17 protein-coding genes and 1 pseudogene are annotated in these 20950 nt (G+C 69.3%); 8 read left to right on the forward strand and 10 right to left on the reverse strand.

What is annotated here, in order from left to right:
- Positions 1-49 precede the first annotated feature (49 nt).
- From ACWD68_RS13055 to ACWD68_RS13080, 6 genes are all read right to left on the reverse strand, one after another.
- On the reverse strand, positions 50-1690 hold the full coding sequence (locus ACWD68_RS13055; RefSeq protein ID WP_451806493.1) for a DoxX family membrane protein: 1641 nt from the start codon (positions 1688-1690) through the stop codon (positions 50-52).
- 117 nt (positions 1691-1807) lie between these two features.
- On the reverse strand, positions 1808-2749 hold the full coding sequence (gene rlmB / locus ACWD68_RS13060) for a 23S rRNA (guanosine(2251)-2'-O)-methyltransferase RlmB (RefSeq protein WP_451806494.1): 942 nt from the start codon (positions 2747-2749) through the stop codon (positions 1808-1810).
- A 118-nt stretch (positions 2750-2867) separates the two neighbouring features.
- Positions 2868-4268, reverse strand: coding sequence for a cysteine--tRNA ligase (cysS, locus tag ACWD68_RS13065; protein ID WP_451806495.1), 1401 nt, complete (start codon positions 4266-4268; stop codon positions 2868-2870).
- A 140-nt stretch (positions 4269-4408) separates the two neighbouring features.
- Positions 4409-4951 (reverse strand): 2-C-methyl-D-erythritol 2,4-cyclodiphosphate synthase, encoded by a 543-nt coding sequence (ispF, locus tag ACWD68_RS13070; protein ID WP_451806496.1) that lies wholly within the window; start codon positions 4949-4951, stop codon positions 4409-4411.
- Positions 4941-5693, reverse strand: a complete 753-nt coding sequence (gene ispD / locus ACWD68_RS13075) for a 2-C-methyl-D-erythritol 4-phosphate cytidylyltransferase (RefSeq protein WP_451806497.1) — start codon at positions 5691-5693, stop codon at positions 4941-4943. The genes ispF and ispD overlap by 11 nt, the downstream gene beginning before the upstream one ends.
- A gap of 345 nt (positions 5694-6038) precedes the next feature.
- Positions 6039-6521 carry a CarD family transcriptional regulator gene (locus tag ACWD68_RS13080; RefSeq protein ID WP_003953493.1) on the reverse strand — a complete coding sequence of 161 codons (483 nt, stop codon included), beginning with the start codon at positions 6519-6521 and terminating at the stop codon, positions 6039-6041.
- Between the two features lie 747 nt (positions 6522-7268).
- Between ACWD68_RS13080 and ACWD68_RS13085 the strand changes: the two genes are divergently transcribed.
- Positions 7269-7928 (forward strand): DUF461 domain-containing protein, encoded by a 660-nt coding sequence (locus ACWD68_RS13085; RefSeq protein ID WP_451806498.1) that lies wholly within the window; start codon positions 7269-7271, stop codon positions 7926-7928.
- Between the two features lie 175 nt (positions 7929-8103).
- Here the strand turns inward: ACWD68_RS13085 and ACWD68_RS13090 are convergent, their stop codons facing one another.
- Both ACWD68_RS13090 and ACWD68_RS13095 read right to left on the reverse strand, forming a co-directional pair.
- The gene (locus tag ACWD68_RS13090; protein WP_043441515.1) at positions 8104-8784 is read right to left on the reverse strand and encodes a response regulator transcription factor; all 681 of its coding nucleotides are present in this window, start codon (positions 8782-8784) and stop codon (positions 8104-8106) included.
- The gene (locus ACWD68_RS13095) at positions 8781-10058 is read right to left on the reverse strand and encodes a sensor histidine kinase (RefSeq protein ID WP_451806499.1); all 1278 of its coding nucleotides are present in this window, start codon (positions 10056-10058) and stop codon (positions 8781-8783) included. Before ACWD68_RS13095 ends, ACWD68_RS13090 begins: the two co-directional genes overlap by 4 nt.
- A 243-nt stretch (positions 10059-10301) precedes the next feature.
- Between ACWD68_RS13095 and phoU the strand changes: the two genes are divergently transcribed.
- The 4 genes from phoU to ACWD68_RS13115 all read left to right on the forward strand — a co-directional run bounded on the left by phoU (position 10302) and on the right by ACWD68_RS13115 (position 14539).
- Positions 10302-10991, forward strand: coding sequence for a phosphate signaling complex protein PhoU (phoU, locus tag ACWD68_RS13100; protein WP_451806500.1), 690 nt, complete (start codon positions 10302-10304; stop codon positions 10989-10991).
- A gap of 229 nt (positions 10992-11220) precedes the next feature.
- Positions 11221-11373, forward strand: a complete 153-nt coding sequence (locus ACWD68_RS13105) for a hypothetical protein (protein ID WP_451806501.1) — start codon at positions 11221-11223, stop codon at positions 11371-11373.
- Between the two features lie 414 nt (positions 11374-11787).
- On the forward strand, positions 11788-12387 hold the full coding sequence (locus tag ACWD68_RS13110; RefSeq protein WP_451806502.1) for an HAD domain-containing protein: 600 nt from the start codon (positions 11788-11790) through the stop codon (positions 12385-12387).
- Between the two features lie 124 nt (positions 12388-12511).
- Positions 12512-14539 (forward strand): cell wall-binding repeat-containing protein, encoded by a 2028-nt coding sequence (locus tag ACWD68_RS13115; RefSeq protein ID WP_451806503.1) that lies wholly within the window; start codon positions 12512-12514, stop codon positions 14537-14539.
- 459 nt (positions 14540-14998) lie between these two features.
- Here ACWD68_RS13115 and ACWD68_RS13120 read toward each other — a convergent pair whose 3' ends face one another.
- Positions 14999-17953 (reverse strand): tetratricopeptide repeat protein, encoded by a 2955-nt coding sequence (locus tag ACWD68_RS13120; RefSeq protein ID WP_451806504.1) that lies wholly within the window; start codon positions 17951-17953, stop codon positions 14999-15001.
- 3 nt (positions 17954-17956) lie between these two features.
- Positions 17957-18412, reverse strand: coding sequence for a hypothetical protein (locus ACWD68_RS13125; protein ID WP_451806505.1), 456 nt, complete (start codon positions 18410-18412; stop codon positions 17957-17959).
- Between the two features lie 221 nt (positions 18413-18633).
- Between ACWD68_RS13125 and ACWD68_RS13130 the strand changes: the two are divergent.
- The 3 genes and pseudogenes from ACWD68_RS13130 to ACWD68_RS13140 all read left to right on the forward strand — a co-directional run.
- Positions 18634-19482, forward strand: a pseudogene (locus ACWD68_RS13130) (replication initiator); the annotation flags it as partial.
- Positions 19475-19711, forward strand: coding sequence for a helix-turn-helix domain-containing protein (locus ACWD68_RS13135; RefSeq protein WP_451806506.1), 237 nt, complete (start codon positions 19475-19477; stop codon positions 19709-19711). The pseudogene ACWD68_RS13130 and the gene ACWD68_RS13135, both read left to right, overlap by 8 nt.
- Positions 19711-20934, forward strand: a complete 1224-nt coding sequence (locus ACWD68_RS13140; RefSeq protein WP_451806507.1) for a tyrosine-type recombinase/integrase — start codon at positions 19711-19713, stop codon at positions 20932-20934. Before ACWD68_RS13135 ends, ACWD68_RS13140 begins: the two co-directional genes overlap by 1 nt.
- Positions 20935-20950 lie beyond the last annotated feature (16 nt).

The following is a 20950-nucleotide window of genomic DNA, read 5'->3' on the forward strand; positions in this document are numbered from 1 at the left end:
TTCGTGCGAGGCCCTGCCGTGGTCGTGCGTGGTTGTGTGGCCGAAGCCGTCAGCCCAGCAGGCCGCCCACCAGGCCCGGCTGTCCGGTGGTGGACGAGCTCCCGCCGGTGGAGGTGCCGCCCGTGGAACCGGCGCCGCCCGTGCCACCGGTCGACGTGCCGCCGCTGTTGGTGGGGCCCGCGCTGGTGCTCGGGGCCTGGTCGACCGGCGAGGACTGCTGCGGCGGGGCCTGGCCGCTGCCCTGGGTCTGGCTCGGCCGGCCGCCGCCGACCTGGCCGGTCTCCTGGATCGCGCCCGGCGTGGTGGCCGCCTGCGACGGGGTCGAGGAACTCCGCTGAGTGGGCACCTCGGAAGGCGACGGAGTGGCCTTCTGGTGCCGCTTGCCGGGCGTCTCGGGGAGCGGGGAGCCGGGCAGTTCGTTGCGCGGGGCCTCGCCGGGGCCGGGGACGACGACCCGGCCGGAGTCGCGGACGGCGCCGCCGAGAACCGAACCGACGAGCAGGGTGAGTCCGACGACGATGGCCGAGGCCAGCGCGCCGCGGCGCAGCACCCGCGCGCGCAGGTCCCAGATGTCGGCGCGCGGTCCGAGCGTGCGCCAGGCCTCACTGGCCAGCCGACCGTCGACGGAGTAGACCGGGGCGCCCGCGATGATCAGCGGGGACCAGGCGGCGAGATAGATGATGTCGGGCGCGTCGTACGCGGGCACCGTCTTCCAGCTGACCGTGACGATGAGCGCCGCCGACAGCATCGCGCCGACGACGGCGGCCACCCGCTGCCACAACCCGAGAACGGTCACCACGCCGACGATGACCTGGAAGAAGGCGATGACGAGCCCGGAGCCGACGGGGTGCTGGAGCGCGAACTGCCGCAGCGGCTCGGCGACTTCCCACGGGTGCAGCGTGTTGAGCCACTTCGCCATGGAGCCGCGCTTGCCGCCGTCGAAGTAGACGGGATCGCAGAGCTTGCCCATGCCGGCGTAGACGGAGATGAAGCCGAGGAAGACGCGCAGCGGGAGCAGCACGACACCGAGGTTCATCCGGCGGCCCGGGTGGTACGCGTGCCGGACCGGATCGGAACTCCGCCTGGCGGGGGCGTCGTTCGCCGGCTCGTCGAGGTCGTCGTCGTCGAAGTCGGCGTCCGCGTAGGCCGGTTCGTCGTAGGTGCTGCCCACGCCACGCATGTGCGGCAGCAGGCGTTGCTCTCCGCCGACGGGTTTGCGCTGGCTGCCGACGAGCGGCGTCTCGACCGTGTCGACGGTCAGATCGCCCGCGTAGCCGGGCTGTTCGCCGATGCGCGGGATGACCTGGGTCGAGCCGGCGTCGGCCGTCGGCCCGGCGGAGCCGTGGGTCACGCCCGCGCTCCGTACGGCCTGGAGCAGGCGGTGGGCGCCGGTGTCGTCCGGCGCGGACTTCCCGCTCCAGACGACGGGGGCGCGGCGGCGGGCCCCGCCCGCTCGGCCCGGCCCACCCGCGACGGGAATCCGCGAGGTGTCGCCGGGGCTCAAGTGCCGTGCGATGCGCGGGGACTGGCCCCGCGACGCGCCCCCCAGCTGGACGCGGAAGCTCGCATGATTGACGATGACCTGCGCCGGATCGCTCGGCACCTTCACCATGCTCAGCGCGGGAACGTCGTCGAATCCCGACGAGCTGTCCCCCGTGGGTGTGCGGGGTGTTCTGGTGTCCACACTCATCTAACCGAGTGACAAGTGGTTAGGACACTGCTTTGACCTCGCCGAAGTGTCCGGACCGCGTCAAGATCGTCCAGAACATCCCGATCGACCCACGGGGGTGACCGCCAGGACGTTTGTTCAGGCGCGTCGCCGCGCGGCCTCGTACAGCACAACTCCCGCCGCCACACCGGCGTTCAGCGACTCCGCGCCACCGGGCATCGGAATCCGCACCCGGAAGTCGCAGGTCTCGCCGACGAGTCGGGACAGGCCCTTGCCCTCACTGCCGACGACGATGACGACGGGGCCGCCCAGGGCCTCCAGCTCACCGACCTCGACCTCGCCGTCCGCGGCGAGTCCGACCACGACGAGACCGGCCTTCTTGTACGTCTCCAGGGCTCGCGTCAGGTTGGAGGCGCGCGCGACGGGCGTACGGGCGGCGGCACCGGCCGAGGTCTTCCAGGCGCCGGCGGTCATACCGGCCGCGCGCCGCTCGGGCACGACCACGCCGTGGCCGCCGAAGGCGGAGGCGGAACGGACGACCGCACCGAGGTTCCGGGGGTCGGTCACGCCGTCGAGGGCGACGATCAGCGGGTCCTTGCCCTCGTCGTACGCGGCGGCGGCGAGGTCCTCGGGGTGCGCGTACTCGTACGGCGGGACCTGCAGGACGAGACCCTGGTGGTTGAGCCCGTTGGTCATGCGGTCGAGCTCGGGGCGCGGGGCCTCCATCAGGTGGATGCCGCCGCGCTCGGCGACGAGCTGGAGTGCCTCGCGGACCCGCTCGTCGTTGTCGATGAACTGCTGGACGTACAGCGTCGTCGCGGGGACGCCCTCGCGCAGCGCCTCGACGACGGAGTTGCGCCCGACGACCATCTCGGACGTGCCCTTGCCGCCGCGGCCCCGGGGGGCGGGCTTGCGGACGAGCTGCTTCGCCTTGGCGTTGGCGACGCGGTTCTTCTTGTGTCCCTTGCGCGCTTCGGCGGGCGGGGTCGGACCCTTGCCTTCCAGGCCCCGGCGTCGCTGGCCGCCACTGCCGACCTGCGCGCCCTTCTTGCCGGACATGCGGCGGTTGTTAGCAGCCATGACCTACCTGTCTGTGTGAGGCGTGCGTACGTACGTATATGAAGTGTGCCGCCCGGAGGTCCGGGCGGCACAATCGATCAAGGCCGACGGAGGTCGGCCGGGCCGCCGGAGCGGCCGCTCAGCGCGGTCCGAGCGTCCAGCGCGGCCCCTGCGGGCCGTCCTCGATCGCCAGGCCCGACTGGTTGAGCTGGTCGCGGATGGCGTCCGCGGTGGCCCAGTCCTTACGGGTGCGGGCGGCCTCGCGCTGGTCGAGGACCATCCGGACGAGGGTGTCGACGACGCCGTGCAGATCATCGCCGCGGTCGCCCTCGCCGGCCCACTGCGGGTCGAGCGGGTCGAGTCCGAGGACGCCGAGCATGGCCCGCACCTCGGCGAGGCGCGCCACGGCGGCTTCCTTGTCGTCGGCGGCCAGCGCGGAGTTCCCCTGGCGGACCGTCGTGTGCACGATGGCCAGCGCCTGCGGGACGCCCAGGTCGTCGTCCATCGCCTCGGCGAAGGCGGGCGGCACCTCGGCGGAGGGCTCGACGACGCCCCCGGCCTTCTCGACGACCCGCTGCACGAAGCCCTCGATGCGCGCGAACGCCGACTCGGCCTCGCGCAGGGCCTCTTCGCTGTACTCGATCATCGAACGGTAGTGCGGGGTGCCGAGGTAGTAGCGGAGCACGATGGGGCGCCACGCCTTGACCATCTCCGAGACGAGCACCGAGTTCCCGAGGGACTTCGACATCTTCTCGCCGCTCATGGTGACCCAGGCGTTGTGCACCCAGTACTTCGCGAACTCGTCGCCGAAACCCTTGGCCTGCGCGATCTCGTTCTCGTGGTGCGGGAAGATCAGGTCGATCCCGCCGCCGTGGATGTCGAAGGCGCTGCCCAGGTACTTGTGGGCCATGGCCGAGCACTCCAGGTGCCAGCCGGGACGGCCCCGGCCCCAGGGCGTCTCCCAGCTCGGCTCGCCCGGCTTCACGGCCTTCCACATGGCGAAGTCACGCGGGTCCCGCTTGCCGGTCTCGCCCTCGCCCGACGGCTGGAGCAGGTTGTCGAGCTCCTGGTTGGAGAGCTGGAGATACCCGTCGTACGACCGCACGTCGAAGTAGACGTTCCCGTCGGCCGCGTACGCGTGACCGCGCTCGATGAGCCCGCGCATCATCTCGATCATCTCGGGGATGTGGCCGGTGGCCCGCGGTTCGTACGTGGGCGGCAGGCAGCCGAGCGCGTCGTAACCGTCGTTGAAGGCGCGCTCGTTGTCGTAGCCGATGGACCACCAGGGGCGGCCCTGGTCTGCCGACTTGGTGATGATCTTGTCGTCGATGTCCGTGACGTTCCTGATGAACGTCACGTCATAGCCGCGGTACTCGAACCAGCGGCGCATGATGTCGAAGTTGAGGCCCGAGCGGATGTGCCCGATGTGCGGTGCCGCCTGCACGGTCGCGCCACAGAGGTAGATCGAGACGCAACCCGGCACGAGCGGGGTGAAGTCACGGATCTGCCGGGCGCTGGTGTCGTACAGGCGAATAGTCACCACTCCAGGGTAGTGGCCCCTGGGTAGTGCCCCGCGACCCTTCCCCCGCAAGGGCCACGTATTCGTGACATACGGGGGACCACCCGCCCCGTACGGCACTCGAGGTCGAGCCTTTCGGGCGAACGGACCCCTCCCGGGCGTCAGCCCGCCCGGACGACCAGGGCCGTGGCGACCGCCATCAACCCCTCGTCCCGGCCCGGGAAACCGAGCCCGTCCGTCGTGGCGCCCGACACCGACACCGGCGCCCCCACCGCGTCCGAAAGGATCTTCTGAGCCTCGTCGCGCCGCTTGCCGATCTTCGGGCGGGGCCCGACGACCTGGACCGCGACATTGCCGACGGTGAAGCCGGCCTCGCGGACGATCCGCGCCGCCTCCGTCAGCAGAACGACCCCCGACGCCCCGGACCACTCCGGGCGTCCGGTGCCGAAGTGGGCCCCGAGGTCACCGAGGCCCGCCGCCGAGAACAGCGCGTTGCAGGCGGCGTGCGCGACGACGTCCGCGTCGGAGTGCCCGGCGAGTCCGGGTCCCTCCCCCTCCCACTTCAGACCGGCACACCACAGCTCCCGCCCTTCCTCGAAGGCGTGGATGTCGGTGCCGATCCCCACGAGCGGGATCACCGGGCCCCGGGACGGACCCTGACCGGCCGGCTGCGCCGACGCCTGCGTCGGAGTCTCAGAACCCATCGTTCAGCCTCCGCCGCGCGAGAACCGCCTCCGCCAGCACCAGATCCAGCGGCCGCGTCACCTTGAACGCCTCTTCGTGCCCGGGCACGACCACGACCGGCACACCCAGCTGCTCGACCATGCTCGCGTCGTCGGTCACGTTGTCGGTGACGGTCTCGTGGGCCCGCAGAAGCGTCTCGCGGTCGAAGCCCTGGGGCGTCTGCACGGCACGCAGCCGCCCGCGTTCGGGCGTGGCCACGACCGGCTCGGGCTCCCCGGCGACGGCCGCGGGCTCGACCTCCTTGACGGTGTCGGCGAGCGGCAGCGCCGGTACGACGGCGGGGGCGCCGTCCCGTACGGCCTCGATGACGGCGTCCACGGTGTCGACGGGGACGAGCGGCCGGGCCGCGTCGTGCACGAGGACGATGTCGATACCGGGCGGCAGCGCGTCGAGCCCGTACTTCACGGACTCCTGGCGGCTTTCACCGCCCGGGACCACGAGGAAGTCGGTGCGGTCGGGCAGCGCGTGCGCGTCGAGCAGCGTCTTCACCTCGGCCGCGCCGTCCGGCGGAGCCACGACGACGACCAGGGAGACGGCGCGGGACGCGGCCATGGCGCGGATCGCGTGGATGAGCATGGGCGTGCCGTTCAGCGCGCGGAGTGCTTTGGGGGCGCCCGGACCGAGGCGCACACCTCGTCCAGCGGCCGGAATCACGGCGGCGGTGCGGGCCCCGGACGGCGAAGGGAGCGAAACGTCAGACATCGGTTCCTGTCAGGTTTGTGTGCTCGACCGGTATGGGTATGGCCTGGGGGTACCCCCTGCTCGGCGAGCTGGGGGAGTGCCGGGCGCGACGCCTTGACCGGACCCTTCCGTGACATCCGGTCGAGCCGACTGCCCGGGTCGGCACGCCAAGTATCGGATACGCCGGTATACCGCGGAAAAGCCGATGCCGGGTGAACGTCCGGTTTACCGAACGGCGCGGGTACGAACATGCCGCAGCGCCCGGCGACAGCAATTGCGTCATCGGGCACCGCGGCATTTCATTGCGCGACTGCGCGGGCTTGTGCGTACGTCAAGACGGCGGGCGTCTCGGCGACTGAGCCGGCGTCAGGACGCGAGAACCTCGTCGAGCAGGGCCTCGGCCTTGTCCTCGTTGGTGTTCTCCGCGAGGGCGAGCTCGCTCACCAGGATCTGGCGCGCCTTGGCGAGCATGCGCTTCTCACCTGCGGAGAGTCCGCGCTCGCGCTCACGACGCCACAGGTCACGCACGACTTCCGCGACCTTGATGACATCGCCGGAGGCGAGCTTCTCCAGATTTGCCTTGTAGCGACGCGACCAGTTCGTGGGCTCCTCGGCGTACGGCGCACGCAGCACCTCGAAGACCCGGTCCAGCCCGTCCTGACCGACCACATCACGTACGCCGACGAACTCCGCATTGTCCGCTGGCACACGTACCGTCAGGTCACCCTGGGCGACCTTCAGCACCAAGTAGGTCTTGTCCACGCCTTTGATCTGGCGAGTTTCGATGGCCTCGATCAGCGCGGCCCCGTGATGGGGATAGACCACGGTGTCGCCAACCTTGAACGTCATGTGACAGGTACCCCTTCCGTGGCTATCCAGAGTAACACGGAAACGGCGTCTTCTGAATGGCGTTTTCGCAGGTCAGGGCATATCTCGGGGCTTGACAACCGCAACAGGAACGTGCTGCGAGGGGCGAGCGGAAGAGGGTATTCGCAGGTCGGAGCGGCTGTCCATGCGGAGTGAAACGCGCACGTTACACACACCCGGAGGCCGTGACCTAGGTCCGAACATCCCGTTTTGTCCGGCTCCAAGAGCGCGACTTCCGCTACTCCGTTCGACGGACGGAGCCGAGTACGAGACGAATCCGGAATTGATCAAGACGTTCGATGATCACGCGCTGATCCACCTCCGATGACCTCGTGATCCATTTTCCGGAGAGCCGGGCATTCATTCCACGAAATGCGCAAGCTAAGACCGCGGAAGTTATGTGAATGGCGGACGAGCGCGCGATCAAAGTAGCGGAAGGGCCGCGGGAGCAGGGTGCGAAGGACGGGGCGCACACCCGGCGCAACGGAGTCCGCGGTCGCACGCCCAGCTCCGCCCCGCCCCCACCCGGAGTTCCCCGAGCCACCCGAGCTCCCGGGGCGCCCTGAGCGCCCCCTCGTCACTCCTCGTACGAGCAAAGTCGGCGGTTGGGGAGGGTCGGGTGCGGTCGCGCGGGAACGGATCGGTAACCTAAGGCCGCTGACAGACCCTTAGGGCGGCTTTACACAGAAGTCGTCCTGCTTCGCCCACGTTCAAGGAGTAGCCGCCGCCGTGAGCAGCAGCCTTCGACGCGGCGCTCTCGCCGCCGCCGTCATCGCGTTCTCGATCGCCTCGCTCGCCGCGTGCGGTGCCGGCAACAACGCCCAGACGCTGGAAGTCAAGCCGGACAACGCGGCCACCTCCGTGGGCGACATCAAGGTCCAGAACGCCCTCGTCATCACCCAGCCCGACGTGAAGGCCACCGGCCCGGCGGTGATCTCCGCGACGCTGTTCAACAACGGCACCACCGCGCAGACCGTGGACTCGATCAAGGTCGAGGGCGAGGGCACCGCCCAGATCACGCCCGCCGGCGGCAAGGGCAAGCTGACCGTCCCGGCCGGCGGCTCGATCGTCATCGGCGGCAAGGACAACGCCTCCGCGGCGCTGGCCAGCCCCTCCGAGACCGTCCTGAACGGCAGCGTCCAGAAGATCACCTTCGGCTTCAGCAAGACCGGCGACGTGAGCCTGAGCGCCTTCGTCGTCCCGGCCGAGAGCTACTTCTCCAAGTGGGGTCCGAGCGACATCCCGGCGGCGCCGTCCGAGGCCGCGTCCACCCCGCCGTCCGAGTCGGCCTCGGGTTCCCCGTCCGCGTCCGCGTCGGGCGAGCCGGGCACCACCGCGTCGTCGAGCGCGACCGGCACCGCCACGGCGTCGGAGTCCGCCGGCCAGTGACGTGAGGCGGCGGGCGCGCACAAGGCCCGTACGCCCGCCCGGCAGTCGGCGCACCGGCCACACCAGTCCGTACGCACGAAGGGCGGGACCCCTTGCAAGGGGTCCCGCCCTTCGTCGTGCTCCGCGTCGCGTGCTGTGGTGCGCTCTCAGGCCCGCACGCGGAGGTGGGGCCGGTCTACGGCTCGAACTTGTAGCCGAGACCGCGCACCGTCACGAGGTACCGGGGCGCGCCCGGGTCCGGCTCGATCTTCGCGCGCAGACGCTTGACGTGGACGTCGAGGGTCTTGGTGTCACCGACGTAGTCGGCGCCCCAGACCCGGTCGATGAGCTGCATCCGGGTCAGCACGCGGCCCGCGTTGCGCAGCAGCATCTCCAGGAGGTCGAACTCCTTCAGCGGGAGGTCGACCTTGGAGCCGGAGACGGTGACCACGTGGCGGTCGACGTCCATCCGGACGGGACCGGCCTCGAGAGCCGCCGGGGCGACCTCCTCCGGCTCCCCGCGGCGGCGCAGGACGGCCCGGATGCGGGCGACCAGCTCCCGCGAGGAGAAGGGCTTGGTGACGTAGTCGTCGGCTCCTATTTCGAGCCCGACAACCTTGTCGATCTCGCTGTCCTTGGCGGTGACCATGATCACCGGGACGTTGGAGCGGCCGCGCAGCTGGCGGCAGACCTCCGTACCGGGCAGCCCCGGCAGCATCAGGTCGAGGAGGACGAGGTCGGCGCCGTTGCGCTCGAACTCGTCGAGTCCGTCGGGCCCGGTGGTCGCGATGGCGACCTCGAAGCCCTCCTTGCGGAGCATGTACGACAGGGCGTCGGAGAAGGACTCCTCGTCCTCGACGACGAGCACACGGGTCACGGAAGGACCTCCGGGGCAGGAAGCGGTTCGTACGGGGATGTGACGGTGGTCGTCCCGTCGGGCTGCTCGGACTCGTCCTCTTCGTCGAGTCCGGGCATGTGGTGATCGGTCACGCGTGCGCGGGCCGCACTCGCCTCCGGCAGCCGCAGGGTGAACGTGGAGCCCTGACCCTCGGAGCTCCACACCGTGACCTCCCCGCCGTGCGAGGCGGCCACGTGCTTGACGATGGCCAGCCCGAGGCCCGTACCGCCGGTGGCGCGGGAGCGGGCCGGGTCGACGCGGTAGAAGCGCTCGAAGACGCGCTCCTTGTCCTTCTCGGAGATGCCGATGCCCTGGTCGGTCACGGCGATCTCGATGTGTTCCCCACCGGGCGCCGTCACCCGGCGGGCGGCTATCCCGACGCGGGTTCGGGCGGGCGAGTAGTTGACGGCGTTCTCGACGAGGTTGCCGAGGGCGGCGGCCAGCTGACCCCGGTTCCCCCACAGGCTCAGGTCGGCGGTACCGCCGGCGGCCATGGTGATCTGCTTGGTGCCGGCCTGGTGGCGGCAGCGGTCGATCGCCTCGGCGACCAGCTCGTCGACACGGACCGGCTCGGCGTCCTCGAGGGGATCGTCGTTCTGCACCCTTGACAGGTCGATGAGCTCCTGGACGAGGTTGGTGAGCCGGGTGGCCTCTATCTGCATGCGCCCGGCGAAACGCTCGACGGCTTCCGGGTCGTCCGAGGCGTCCATGACGGCCTCGGAGAGCAGGGAGAGCGCTCCGACGGGAGTCTTGAGCTCATGACTCACGTTCGCGACGAAGTCGCGCCGTACGGCTTCGATGCGACGCGCCTCCGTCAGGTCCTCCACGAGAAGGAGGACGAGCCGCGATCCGAGGGGCGCCACACGCGCGGAGACGGCGAGGGCCTCGCCCCTCCCCGTCCCTCTTCTCGGCAGGTCCAGCTCCACCTGGCGTATCTCCCCGTCACGACGGGTGTCACGCGCCATGTGGAGCATCGGTTCGACGGCCAGTTTGCCGCCGCGCACCAGTCCGAGGGCATACGCCGCCGAACTCGCCTTGACCACGGCGTCCGCTTCGTCGAGTACGACCGCCGAGGACCTGAGCACGGACAGCACGGTGTCGACACCCGGTGGAAGCACCGCGTCCGTGTGCAGAGAAGTGCGGGTCGGGCGTTTCTGGTCGCGCTCGCTCCAGCGGAACGCCAGCATGGCGATGACACCGGTAAGTACTCCGGCGATCGCTGCCGCTGCGGCGACCGCCGCGTTCACGTCCATGCACCCAGGTTAGGCATGCCGTCGCTCCTGGCCACAGCCATCCGAGTGCGACCTCGAACACTCGTCGCCCAGAGTTCACCCAGGAGCCAGTAGTGGTTCATTTGTGGTGCCGGAAACGGACGCGTACGGGCCCGAACGTGGGAGCGTGGGGTTCACGGGTCCCGTCCGGCGGCCGTACGGCGGCCGGAACAGCCAGGTCCCGGACCCCGGACCCCGAAGCTGACGTAGGAGAGGGACACCCACATGCGTGACGCGTATCACGAGGAACTTGACTCGATCGGCGACGGCCTCGTCGAGATGGCCCGGCTCGTCGGGTCGGCGATCGGGCGCGCCACGACGGCCATACTCGACTCCGACCTGAAGCTGGCCGAGAGCGTGATCGCGGCCGACCAGAAGGTCGACGACCTTCAGCACGAGCTGGAGGCCCGCGCGATAGCCCTGCTGGCCCGCCAGCAGCCGGTGGCGACGGATCTCCGTATCGTCGTCACCTCGCTCCGCATGTCGGCGGACCTGGAGCGCTCCGGCGACCTGGCCCAGCACGTGGCCAAGCTGGCCCGGCTGCGCTTCCCCGACCGCGCGGTCCCGCACGACCTGCACGCCACGATCCTGGAGATGGGCCAGCTCGCCCAGCGCCTGATGGCCAAGGCCGCCGAGGTCATCATCACCAAGGACGTCGACCTGGCGATGCAGCTGGAGCAGGACGACGACGAGATGGACCTGCTGCACCGCACGCTCTTCCAGCACCTGCTGGACGACAAGTGGCAGCACGGCATCGAGACCGCCGTCGACGTCACCCTGCTCGGCCGCTACTACGAGCGCTTCGCCGACCACGCAGTCTCGGTCGCCAAGCGCGTGGTCTACCTGGTCACCGGCGAGCACGCCGACGATCTCCAGCAGGACATCCAGCCGGTCACGGGGGCGGAGGGGGCATAGCTCTCCGGGGAGCGGCGGGCCCCGCCGCTCCCCTCCTCTCCTCTCCTTGTTCCGGTGGGGGCGGCGGCGGGCTCGGTTCCCGGCCCGCCCCCGCGTGGGATTCGCCTCCTGGGCGCGCGGGACGCCTCAGTGCGCCGTTGATGCGCCCGCCCGGGTGGGCATGAGATGAGCGACAGGAACTGTGCGGCGCAGCGTGCCCCGCACGCTTCCGTGTCTGAAGGAGGGACCCATGGCCGAATCCCCCAGCACGCCCGACCCGACGCAGGACCGCGCCACCCGACAGCCCGCCGAGATCAAGAGTCTCCCTTTGTTCGGCGCCTGCGGCTGCGGCTCCGGCTGCGGCTGCGGCTGCCAGTCGGGCAATCCCTGCCAGTGCGGCTGATCGCATACGTATGTACAGAAGGGCCCTGTCATCACGACGGGGCCCTTCTGCGCATCACGACGGGGACCTTCGCGCGTCACGACGGGCCTTTCGCGCTCGACGGCTCGGCCGCGCCGCAACGGGGGCGGGACCTGGAGTGAATCCGGCGGGTCGGCGTCCCAGGCGGGCCCCCGGGGTCAGCGCCCGGAGGGTCTGGCGCAGCGTGCCGCTGTCGCCGTACGCGGTCGCTCCGCTGGCGGTGCGGGTGCCGGCGAACTTCGACAGCTGCCGACACCTCCACGGATCGTCCCGGCGGCGGAATCGAGGCGACACGGCGGCAGAGGGCTCGTACTCTCCGGACCGGAGAGGGGCGGGGAGCGCGATCACGGAGTACTTCTTACTGGTGTGGAGCGCCGCGGGAGCGAGGGAACACAGGTGAAGCGTCCGCTCCTCTTCCTCGATGTCGACGGCCCCCTCATCCCGTTCGGTCCGCCGCCCGGTCGGGAACGGATTCCTGACCCGGGCTCCGAAGCGTTCCCTGATCAGGGGAACCCGCTGCTCGGACGGCTCGACCGGTCCGTGGGTCCGCGCCTGTTGGCGCTGGGGTGCGACCTGGTGTGGGCCTCGACATGGATGGACGAGGCGAACGAGTCCGTCGGCCCGCGGATCGGGCTGCCCCGGCTGCCTGTGGTGGAGTGGCCCGAGGACTCTCCCGACGACGGCCCGCGCGGCCTGCACTGGAAGACCCGGACCCTCGTGGAGTGGGCGGACCGGCGGCCGTTCGTCTGGATCGACGACGAGATCGGCGCCGTGGATCGGCTCTGGGTCGCCGCGCAGCACCATGGCCCCGCACTGCTTCACCGCGTCGACCCGGCCGAAGGCCTCAAGGAGGACGACTTCTCCGTACTCGCCGAGTGGCTCCGCACGGCCCTGCCGGACCTCGCCTCGGGAACGGACGGCCAGGCCTGCCCGGAACGGTCGGGACGGAACATTCATCGACCACGGAGCCGCCGTCCCGGCCGCGATCACCTGTGAGGCCCCTGTTCCCCTCCGACCACTTCCGCAGTTACGGTGACGCAACTGTCGTGAAGGAACGTGAGGTTCCCGTTCCGCGTCGGGGAGGCGAACGACAGCCCTTTGATCACTTTTGTGGGGGCACATGAAGATTCACAGACGCCGCGTGCTCGCGGCACTCGGCACCACCGTCGCCCTGGCGGCGGGTATGGCCGTCGCGCCGGGCGCGGCGGCCGCCGGTCCGGTGAAGTGGCAGGCGACGGACGGATTGCTGGCGTTCCGCAACGGAGCCGAGCAGAGCCTGCAGCTCGTGAAGCCGGGCAGCAGCACCTACACCACCATCGCCGAGGACGCCTCGCAGCCTGCGTGGTCGCCCGACGGCAGCCGGATCGCGTACGTCCGCGACGGCCGGGTCGAGACCCGCCGGTACACCGGCTCCACCCTGGTGAAGATCCTCGAGCGGAGCGACTCCGTGGGGGGAGTCGCCGATCCGACGTTCCTGGGCGGCGGCGGCACCATCGTCTACTCGGGCGCCGGCCGGCTCCGGTACGCCCCGTCCGACGGCTCTCGCTACGCGCAGCCGCTGTTCTCCACCACGGAGGACGGCTGCGACCGCCAGCCGAGCGCGTCCGTCAACGCACTCATCGCCTTCGTCCGCACCGGCGAAAGCTGCGGGACCGCGACCGGTTCGGCGATCTGGCTCTACGACGCGAACACCGGCGGTTTCACCAAGCTGACGGACAGCGGCTCGCATCCCGCGATCTCGCCCGACGGCACGCGCGTCGCCTTCGTCCGCGAAGTGGACCGTGTCAGCGAGCTGTTCGTGATGAACGTGGACGGCACGGGAGAGCAGCGGCTCACCGACCAGGCATACGCCACCACTCCGGAGTGGGCACCGACCGGTACGAAGATCGCGTTCAACACCGGTGACGACGACGTCTCGTCGACCCGCATCCTGGACCTCACCGACAACTCGCTCTCCACGATGCCGGCACCAGCCCACACCTCGTCCACCGTCGACGTCGCCTGGCAGCCGCTGCGCGGCCAGAGCACCGCTCGCGTCTGGGGCTCCGACTCGCCGGGCACCAACCTGGCCGCGTCCCGCTGGACCTGGAACACGCCAGGCCAGAGCGAACCCGGCCTGGTCGACGCCAAGGCGGCCGTCCTCATCAGCGAGGACAGCCCGTCCTACGCGCTGACCGCGCAGGCGCTCGCCGGCCAGAAGCAGGCCCCCGTCCTGATGACGTCGAAGACCTCGCTGTCGTCCGCCGTACAGACGGAGCTGAAGCGCACGCTGAAGCCAGGCGCCACGGTCTACCTGGTCGGCGGCACCGGCATCCTCTCCAGCTCCGTCGCCAGCAAGGTCAGCTCGCTCGGCTTCACCCCGAAGCGACTGGCGGGCACCTCCCGCTACTCCACGTCGGTGGCGGTCGCCAAGGCCGTGACCAGCGCCCCGGAGTACGTCTTCGTCGCCACCGGCACGGACTACCACTCGGCGCTCGCGGCCTCCGCGTCGGCGGGCGCGCTCGGCTACAAAGGCAAGGGCACGGTCGTCCTCAACGACGGCAATGCGTTGACGTCGTCCGTGAAGGCGTACCTCAACACGCTCGACCCCGACGAGACCATGATCATCCCGGTCGGCGCCTCGGCGAAGTACGCGCTCACGCACACCTACTTCTCCAACTGGCCCGACACCTGGACGTACTACCCCATCACCGGCAGCGGCCACGACGGCACCTCGGTCGCGCTCGCCCGGTTCTGGTGGTCCTCGCCGTTCCAAGTGGGACTGGCCTGGTCGGACAGCTGGCGGGGCGGCGTCTCCGCGAGCGCCGGCATGCTCTGGTACGGCCCGGTCCTGTGGGCCGACGACACGACCCTGACGGAGACGGACGCGACCTACCTGCGCCAGCAGGCCGCGAGCCTCCAGTCCGTCATCGCCTTCGGCGGGACGGGATCCATCTCGTCGTCCGAACTGACCGCCGCGGGCTCCGCCATCAGCGCGGGCAGCTCACTCGTGACGTACCACCCGTACTACAACGGTGTCACCCCGGCAGAGAAGCAGTCACTCTCCGCCCCGCGCACCGGGAACGCCCCCGGCGCAACAGCTCCGACAAGGCCCGGAGCGACGGCACCGCAACCGGACCTGGACTCGGTGCGGACCACGCACGAGTAACCACCCCTGACACAGCATCAAGCCCCCTACCAACAAAGAACCCGCAGGCAGGGGGCTTGATCGTGTCTGGCTACTTCTTCTTGCCCTGGGTTTTGCCGGAAATCTTGATGACCTGCCGCTTCCCAGCTCAGGGGCGGTGAGCTCGTGCGCCTGGCCGTCGTCGTTGGTCGTCATTGGCTGCTGTTGAGCAACCTCGGACGGCCCAGAGACGGCCCAGTTTTGCCGCGCGCGACTGACGGCCGGCACTTCGACACGCCCCGTCTGAACCTCAGCCGACGACAGTCAGCCACGTGGCGGGTCAGCCAACCGTGTGGGTGCGCGTATGTCTCGCTGCACCCTCACCGGCCTCGGCCACGCTATCGGTGTCGTCGATCAGTGCAAGCCGCAACGGCCGACACGTGAAAGTAGCTGCCAAGTGTCTCGACATGGCCGTCCGGCCTGCCTTGAGTGATGGTTCCGCTAACCAGACCTCAAAGAGCGCTCATTGTGCGATACCGCCGAGGACCATGAAGCCTGGGCTTCTTTACGGTGATCATCGAGGTCGCGGAAGATGGTGGCGGCCTGCGTATAGGCGTCGATGGCCTCGTCGAACCGCCGCAGGTCGCGCAGGGCGTTGCCGAGGTTGTTCAGTGCCTGGCCTTCGGCGTGCCGGTCATCGAGATTGCGGAAGACGGTGACGGCCTGGCTGTGAGCGTCGATGGCCTCGTCGAACCGCCGCAAGTCCCGCAGAGCGCCACCGAGGTTGTTCAGTGTTTTGCCTCCGCTGTGCCGGTCATCGAGGTCGCGGAAGACGGTGGCGGCCTGGGTATAGGCGTCGATGGCCTCGTCGAACCGCCGCAAGTCGCGCAGGGCGTTGCCGAGGTTGTTCAGTGCCTTGCCTTCGGCATGCCGGTCATCAAGATCGCGGAAGACGGTGACGGCCTGGCTGTGAGCGTCGATGGCCTCGTCGAACCGCCGCAAGTCCCGCAGAGCGCCACCGAGGTTGTTCAGTGTTTTGCCTCCGCTGTGCCGGTCATCGAGGTCGCGGAAGACGGTGGCGGCCTGGGTATAGGCGTCGATGGCCTCGTCGAACCGCCGCACCTGCTGCAGGGCACTACCGAGGTTGTTCAGTGCCTGCCCTTCGGCGTGCCGGTCCTCGAGGTCGCGGCATATGGTGGCGGCCTGGGTATAAGCGTCGATGGCCTCGTCGAACCGCCGCAACTCCCACAGAGCGTTGCCGAGGTTGTTCAGTACCTGGCCTTCGCCGTGCCGGTCATCGAGATCGCGGAAGATGGTGACGGCCTGCGTATAGGCGTCGATGGCCTCGTCGAACCGCCGCAACTCCCGCAGAGCGCCACCGAAGTTGTTCAGTGCCTTGCCTCCGCTGTGCCGGTCATCGAGATCGCGGAAGACGGTGGCGGCCTGGCTGTGGGCGTCGATGGCCTCGTCGAACCGCCGCAGGTCCTGCAGGGCGTTGCCGAGGTTGTTCAGTGCCTGGCCTTCGGCGTGCCGGTCATCGAGATTGCGGAAGACGGTGACGGCCTGGCTGTGAGCGTCGATGGCCTCGTCGAACCGCCGCAGGTCCTGCAGGGCGTTGCCGAGGTTGTTCAGTGCCTTGCCTTCGGCATGCCGGTCATCAAGATCGCGGAAGACGGTGGCGGCCTGGGTATAGGCGTCGATGGCCTCGTCGAACCGCCGCAGGTCCTGCAGGGCGCCACCGAGGTTGTTCAGTGTCTGGCCTTCGCCGTGCCGGTCATCAAGATCGCGACAGATGGCCAAGTCTTGAGTGTAGGCGTCGATGGCCTCGTCGAACCGCCGCAGCCCACGCAGGGCGTTGCCGAGGTTGTTCAGTGCCCTGCCTTCGGCGTGCCGGTCATCGAGATCGCGGAAGATGGTGGCGGCCTGGGTATAGGCGTCGATGGCCTCGTCGAACCGCCGCACCTCCTGCAGGGCGCCACCGAGGTTGTTCAGTGCCTGGCCTTCGCCGTATCGGTCATCGAGGTCGCGGAAGATGGCCAACGCTGTGGCGCTGACATTAATCCAGTCATCGAAAAAGCGCCGGTAGGACAGGTACTCGGAGAGGCTGAAGGCAAGCGTGGTGGTTGTTTCCGGGTGACCAAGAGGCGGGGAAGCGGTGGCGGTGGCGACGAGGTTGGAATGTTCACCGTCCAGCCAGGCCAACGCGGCAGCGCGATCGGGAAAGCGGGGGGAGAGAGCGCCGGGCAGCAAGGTCAGGCAGACGTTAGCGGCTCGAGCGGTGGTGCGATAGTGGAGGTGGAGACGATCTCGCGCGGCTTCGCGCTGGTCATCGTTGGCGTGCGTGCGTCCGTGCTGGTCGGCATACAGGCGCACCAGGTCGTGCATCCGCCAGCGGCCCCAGGGGTCTCCGGGTTCGATCAGGTGGGCGCGGGCTAGGTCTTCCAGGAGTTCCTCGACCTCCGGCAAGTCGGCATCGGCCAGGTGAGCGGCGGTGTCGGTAGAAACGTCCGGGCCGGCGTTGAGCGGCAGTAGGCGGAACAAGCGGGCGTGATCGCGGCTGAGGTGCTGGTACGACAGATCGAAGGCGGCGCGCACCGCCCGTTCCTTGCGGCGCAGCCGGTTGAGCCGTGAGTGTTCTGCTTCAAGGGCCTGGGCTAACGAGGCCAGAGGGCGGGTGGAGAAGTCGGCAAGCAGGGCAGCGGCGATCCTCAAGGCCAGCGGCAGTCCTGCACAAAGCCGGGTAATGGCCGCAGCGGCTTCAGGTGCGTCCTTGACCCGGCTATCGCCAGGCCGGGTTTGGTCGAGGACCTGACGCAGCAGCTCGATGGACGCGGCCTGATTGAGAATGCCCAAATCGTGCAGGCGGGCGCCGACGTCAAGGGTGTCGCGGGAGGTCAGCAGAGCGGCCGTGACGCCGTCGGTGGGCAGCAGAGGCTTGGCCTGCTCGTCGCTGGAAGCGTTGTCGATGATGACCAGGATCCGCCGCCCCTGCTCGGCAAAGGCAGCCAGCACACTGCGGTAGAGCCGCGCGCGGTCCTGCAAGTCCGCAGGGATGTGTTCGCCAGGCATGCCCAAGGCGCGGAGCAGGCTGCCAAGGGCGCGCTCCGGGGACAGGCGGCGCTCAACGTCGTAACCGAACATATCGACGAACAGCACTCCGCCGGGAAACCAGTCCGGCTCTTTCAAGGCTTGGACTGCGGTCTGCACGACGAGCTCGGTCTTGCCAATGCCAGCGAGTCCCGCCACGGCTGCCACCAGTACCGCCTGTTGCCGTTCCGCGCCCGGCGCCAGCCCTTGGAGCAGTTCCTCAACCTGTGTGGCACGGCCGGTGAAGGTGGTGGATGCCTGCGGCAGACCGGACAGAGCCGGGTGGATTTGTGGGGGCAACTGCACGGTGATGTCACGGCCCTGGATCACCGCATGAAAAAACCATCCCCCGCTGATCTCATTCGACACCGGCTATTCCTGCACCGGCGGCGCGCCTGTACCAGTCCCCGGAGCTGTCGACGGCGGCGCCGGTGTGGTGAAGGAGATGCCAGAGAAGTCCCTGCCTTGCAGGGCCGGTCCTTGGAATGTGCCGCCGCTGATCGTGTTGTGTACATCGCCATCAACGGTCCGTACCAGCTTCGCTTGCTCGTGCCACAGCTGCAGCCCGGTGTGGAAGTCGGCATCCACGGCGGCCCGAACCGCCAAGGCGGTGCTCAGCGACTGTGCGCGGCCGGGATCGGCCGGTGCCTGGGCCAGCCCAGTCAGCTCCGCCTCCCCCGAACCGACTGCCGAAGCCTGCGCGTTGCCTTGATCGCGGCGGAACGGGCGCCGCACCAGAGTGCTCAAGTTCACCCACGCCTGTCGGCCCACCTCACCACCAGCGCCGCCCGCCAGTGCCGCCAGCAACCCCACCGAAATCGGATCCATCGCGCCCCCGTCCCCACGTTCACGAGAGATACACGGTACGAGGAACGGCCTTCGTGCGCCACGCAGCGGGAACTACGCACTTATTCGAACACTCCGTTGAGCAAATCTCGACAAGCTTCGGAATATTCCGCTCGTCAGTGGGCCTGCTCGGTAAGGCACGACGTTGGGGCCATGATCTTCGAGGGTTCTGCAAACGCCGCTGCGCAAACGGGATGGAGCCCTACGAGGCGGCTGTCCTCTGGAACGCGCACGCCGGTCCGCTCTGGCGGCGCTTCTCCACCTACCTGCGCCGCGAGGTCGCCAAGCGCGCCGGACTCTCACAGCGCGCGTTCCGCCAGTACGCCCGCGTCTCCTTCGCCAAGGTCGCCGAGTACCAGAAGCGCGGCGCCGTCCACTTCCACGCTGTCATCCGCATCGACGGCCCGGAGGGCGGCGACACCCCGCCTCCGGCCTGGGCCACCGCCGAACTGCTCACCGACGCCATCGGCGCCGCTGCTGCCCACGTTCGCGTGGACGGCCCTGTCATCAGCGGACGCGCGCACACCTTCACCTTCGGCCGTCAGCTCGACGTCCGCATAATCCGTTCCGCCGACTTCGACGGCGGCCAGGAACTGACCGAGCGGGCTGTCGCCTCGTACATCGCCAAGTACGCCACCAAGGGCGGCGAAACCGCCACGGGAGCTCTCGACCGCCCGCTCAAGTTCCTCGCCGAACTCGCCCAACTCGACATCAGCGACCACGCCCGCCGGCTGATCCGAACGGCCTGGAAGTTCGGCGCGCGCAAGGAGTTAGAAGATCTCCGACTCCGGGCCTGGGCCCACATGCTCGGCTTCCGCGGCCACTTCTCCACCAAGTCCCGCCGCTACTCCACCACCCTCGGCGCCCTCCGCACCGCCCGCGCCGAATGGCGCCGTGCACAAGCAGCAGCCACCGCGGGCGACACCGACACGACGACCCTCGTCGTCTCGCACTGGGTCTTCGCCGGAACCGGTCTGTCCGCCGCCGAAGCATGGCTCGCCGTATCCCTCGAACCCGCCCCCGGAACAGAAGGAGAACCCGCCCATGGCTGAGCGGCGCCTTACCGTGGCGCGGGTTCCCGACGAGCCGCGCTCCCTTCCAGCGCGGTGCCTCACTCCTCTTGATGTCGCCGAGCTTCTGGGTGTGCCGATCGAGACGGTCTACCAGTGGCGCCGGAAGCGCACCGGTCCTCGCGGCTTCCGGGTCGGCCGGCACCTGCGCTACGACCCCGATGACGTCCGGGTGTGGGTCGAGTCCCTGATGCAAGGGGCTGTTGCCTGATGGCCGGACACATCCAAGACCGCTGGTACAAGAGCGAAACGGGTCCGGACGGCAAGGTCCGCAAGGTCAAGAGCGATCGTTACGGCTCCGGACTTCGCTACCGTGCGCGCTACGTCGGCCCGGACGGCACAGAGAAGGCCAAGAGCTTTCCCGACCGGCAGAAGCGGCTTGCCGACCAATGGCTCGCCCACATCGAGGCGGACATGGCGCGCGGGCAGTACATCGACCCGCGCGCGGGTCGGATCACCTTCCAGCAGTACGCCGAACGCTGGGTGGGAACCCAGGGCGCTGACCCGAACACGCAGGCCTCGATGGAGTCGCAGCTTCGGCTGCACGCCTTCCCGTACCTGGGTACGCGCCCCCTCGGGTCCTTCCAACCCGCCCACATACGCGACTGGGTTCAGCAGCTTCAGGAGAACGGCGTCCGGGGCTCGTACGCCCGGACGATCTACTCCAACCTGCGCGCTGCGTTGAGCGCCGCCGTGGATGACGGGCATCTCCCCCGCAATCCGTGTGCGGCTCGCTCGGTCCGGCCGCCGACTGTCGACACCAAGCGCGTCAAGCCGTGGACGCCGGAACGGGTCTTCGCTGTTCGCGCCGCCATGCCCGAGCGCTTCCGAGCGATGGTCGACCTGGGTGGTGGCTGCGGGCTCCGCCAAGGCGAGATTCTTGGCGTCGCCGTCGACGCGATCGACTTCGAATCGGACACGCTTCACGTGGTCCAGCAACTGAAGCTGAGCCGCAGCAAGGCCGTGTTCGCACCGCCGAAGGGCGGCAAGCTTCGGGACGTGCCGCTCCCTGGGCCGGTCGCTGACGCTCTCCGGGCGCACATGAAGGAGTTCCCGCCGGTCGAGGTCACGTTGCCGTGGAAGGTCGCGGATGGTCCTCCGGTGACCAAGTGGCTGATCTTCACCGGACCGCGCGGGGGTCATGTCTGGCGCACGTCACTCAACGAGGAGGCGTGGAAGCGGGCACTGGCCGGCGCCGGGGTGATCCCGGTCCCCGAGCGTGGACAGCCGCACGCCGAGTCCCGCGAGAACGGCATGCACGCGCTCCGGCACTTCTACGCGTCGGTGCTCCTGGACGCCGGGGAGAACGTCAAGGCCCTGGCCGAGTACCTGGGCCACTCGGACCCGGGTCTGACGCTCCGCGTATACGCGCACCTCATGCCGTCCAGCCAGGAGCGCACGCGCAAGGCCGTATCTGCCATCTACCACGCTTGATGAACGTGCACGAACA

Source organism: Streptomyces sp. NPDC005141 (assembly GCF_053599975.1).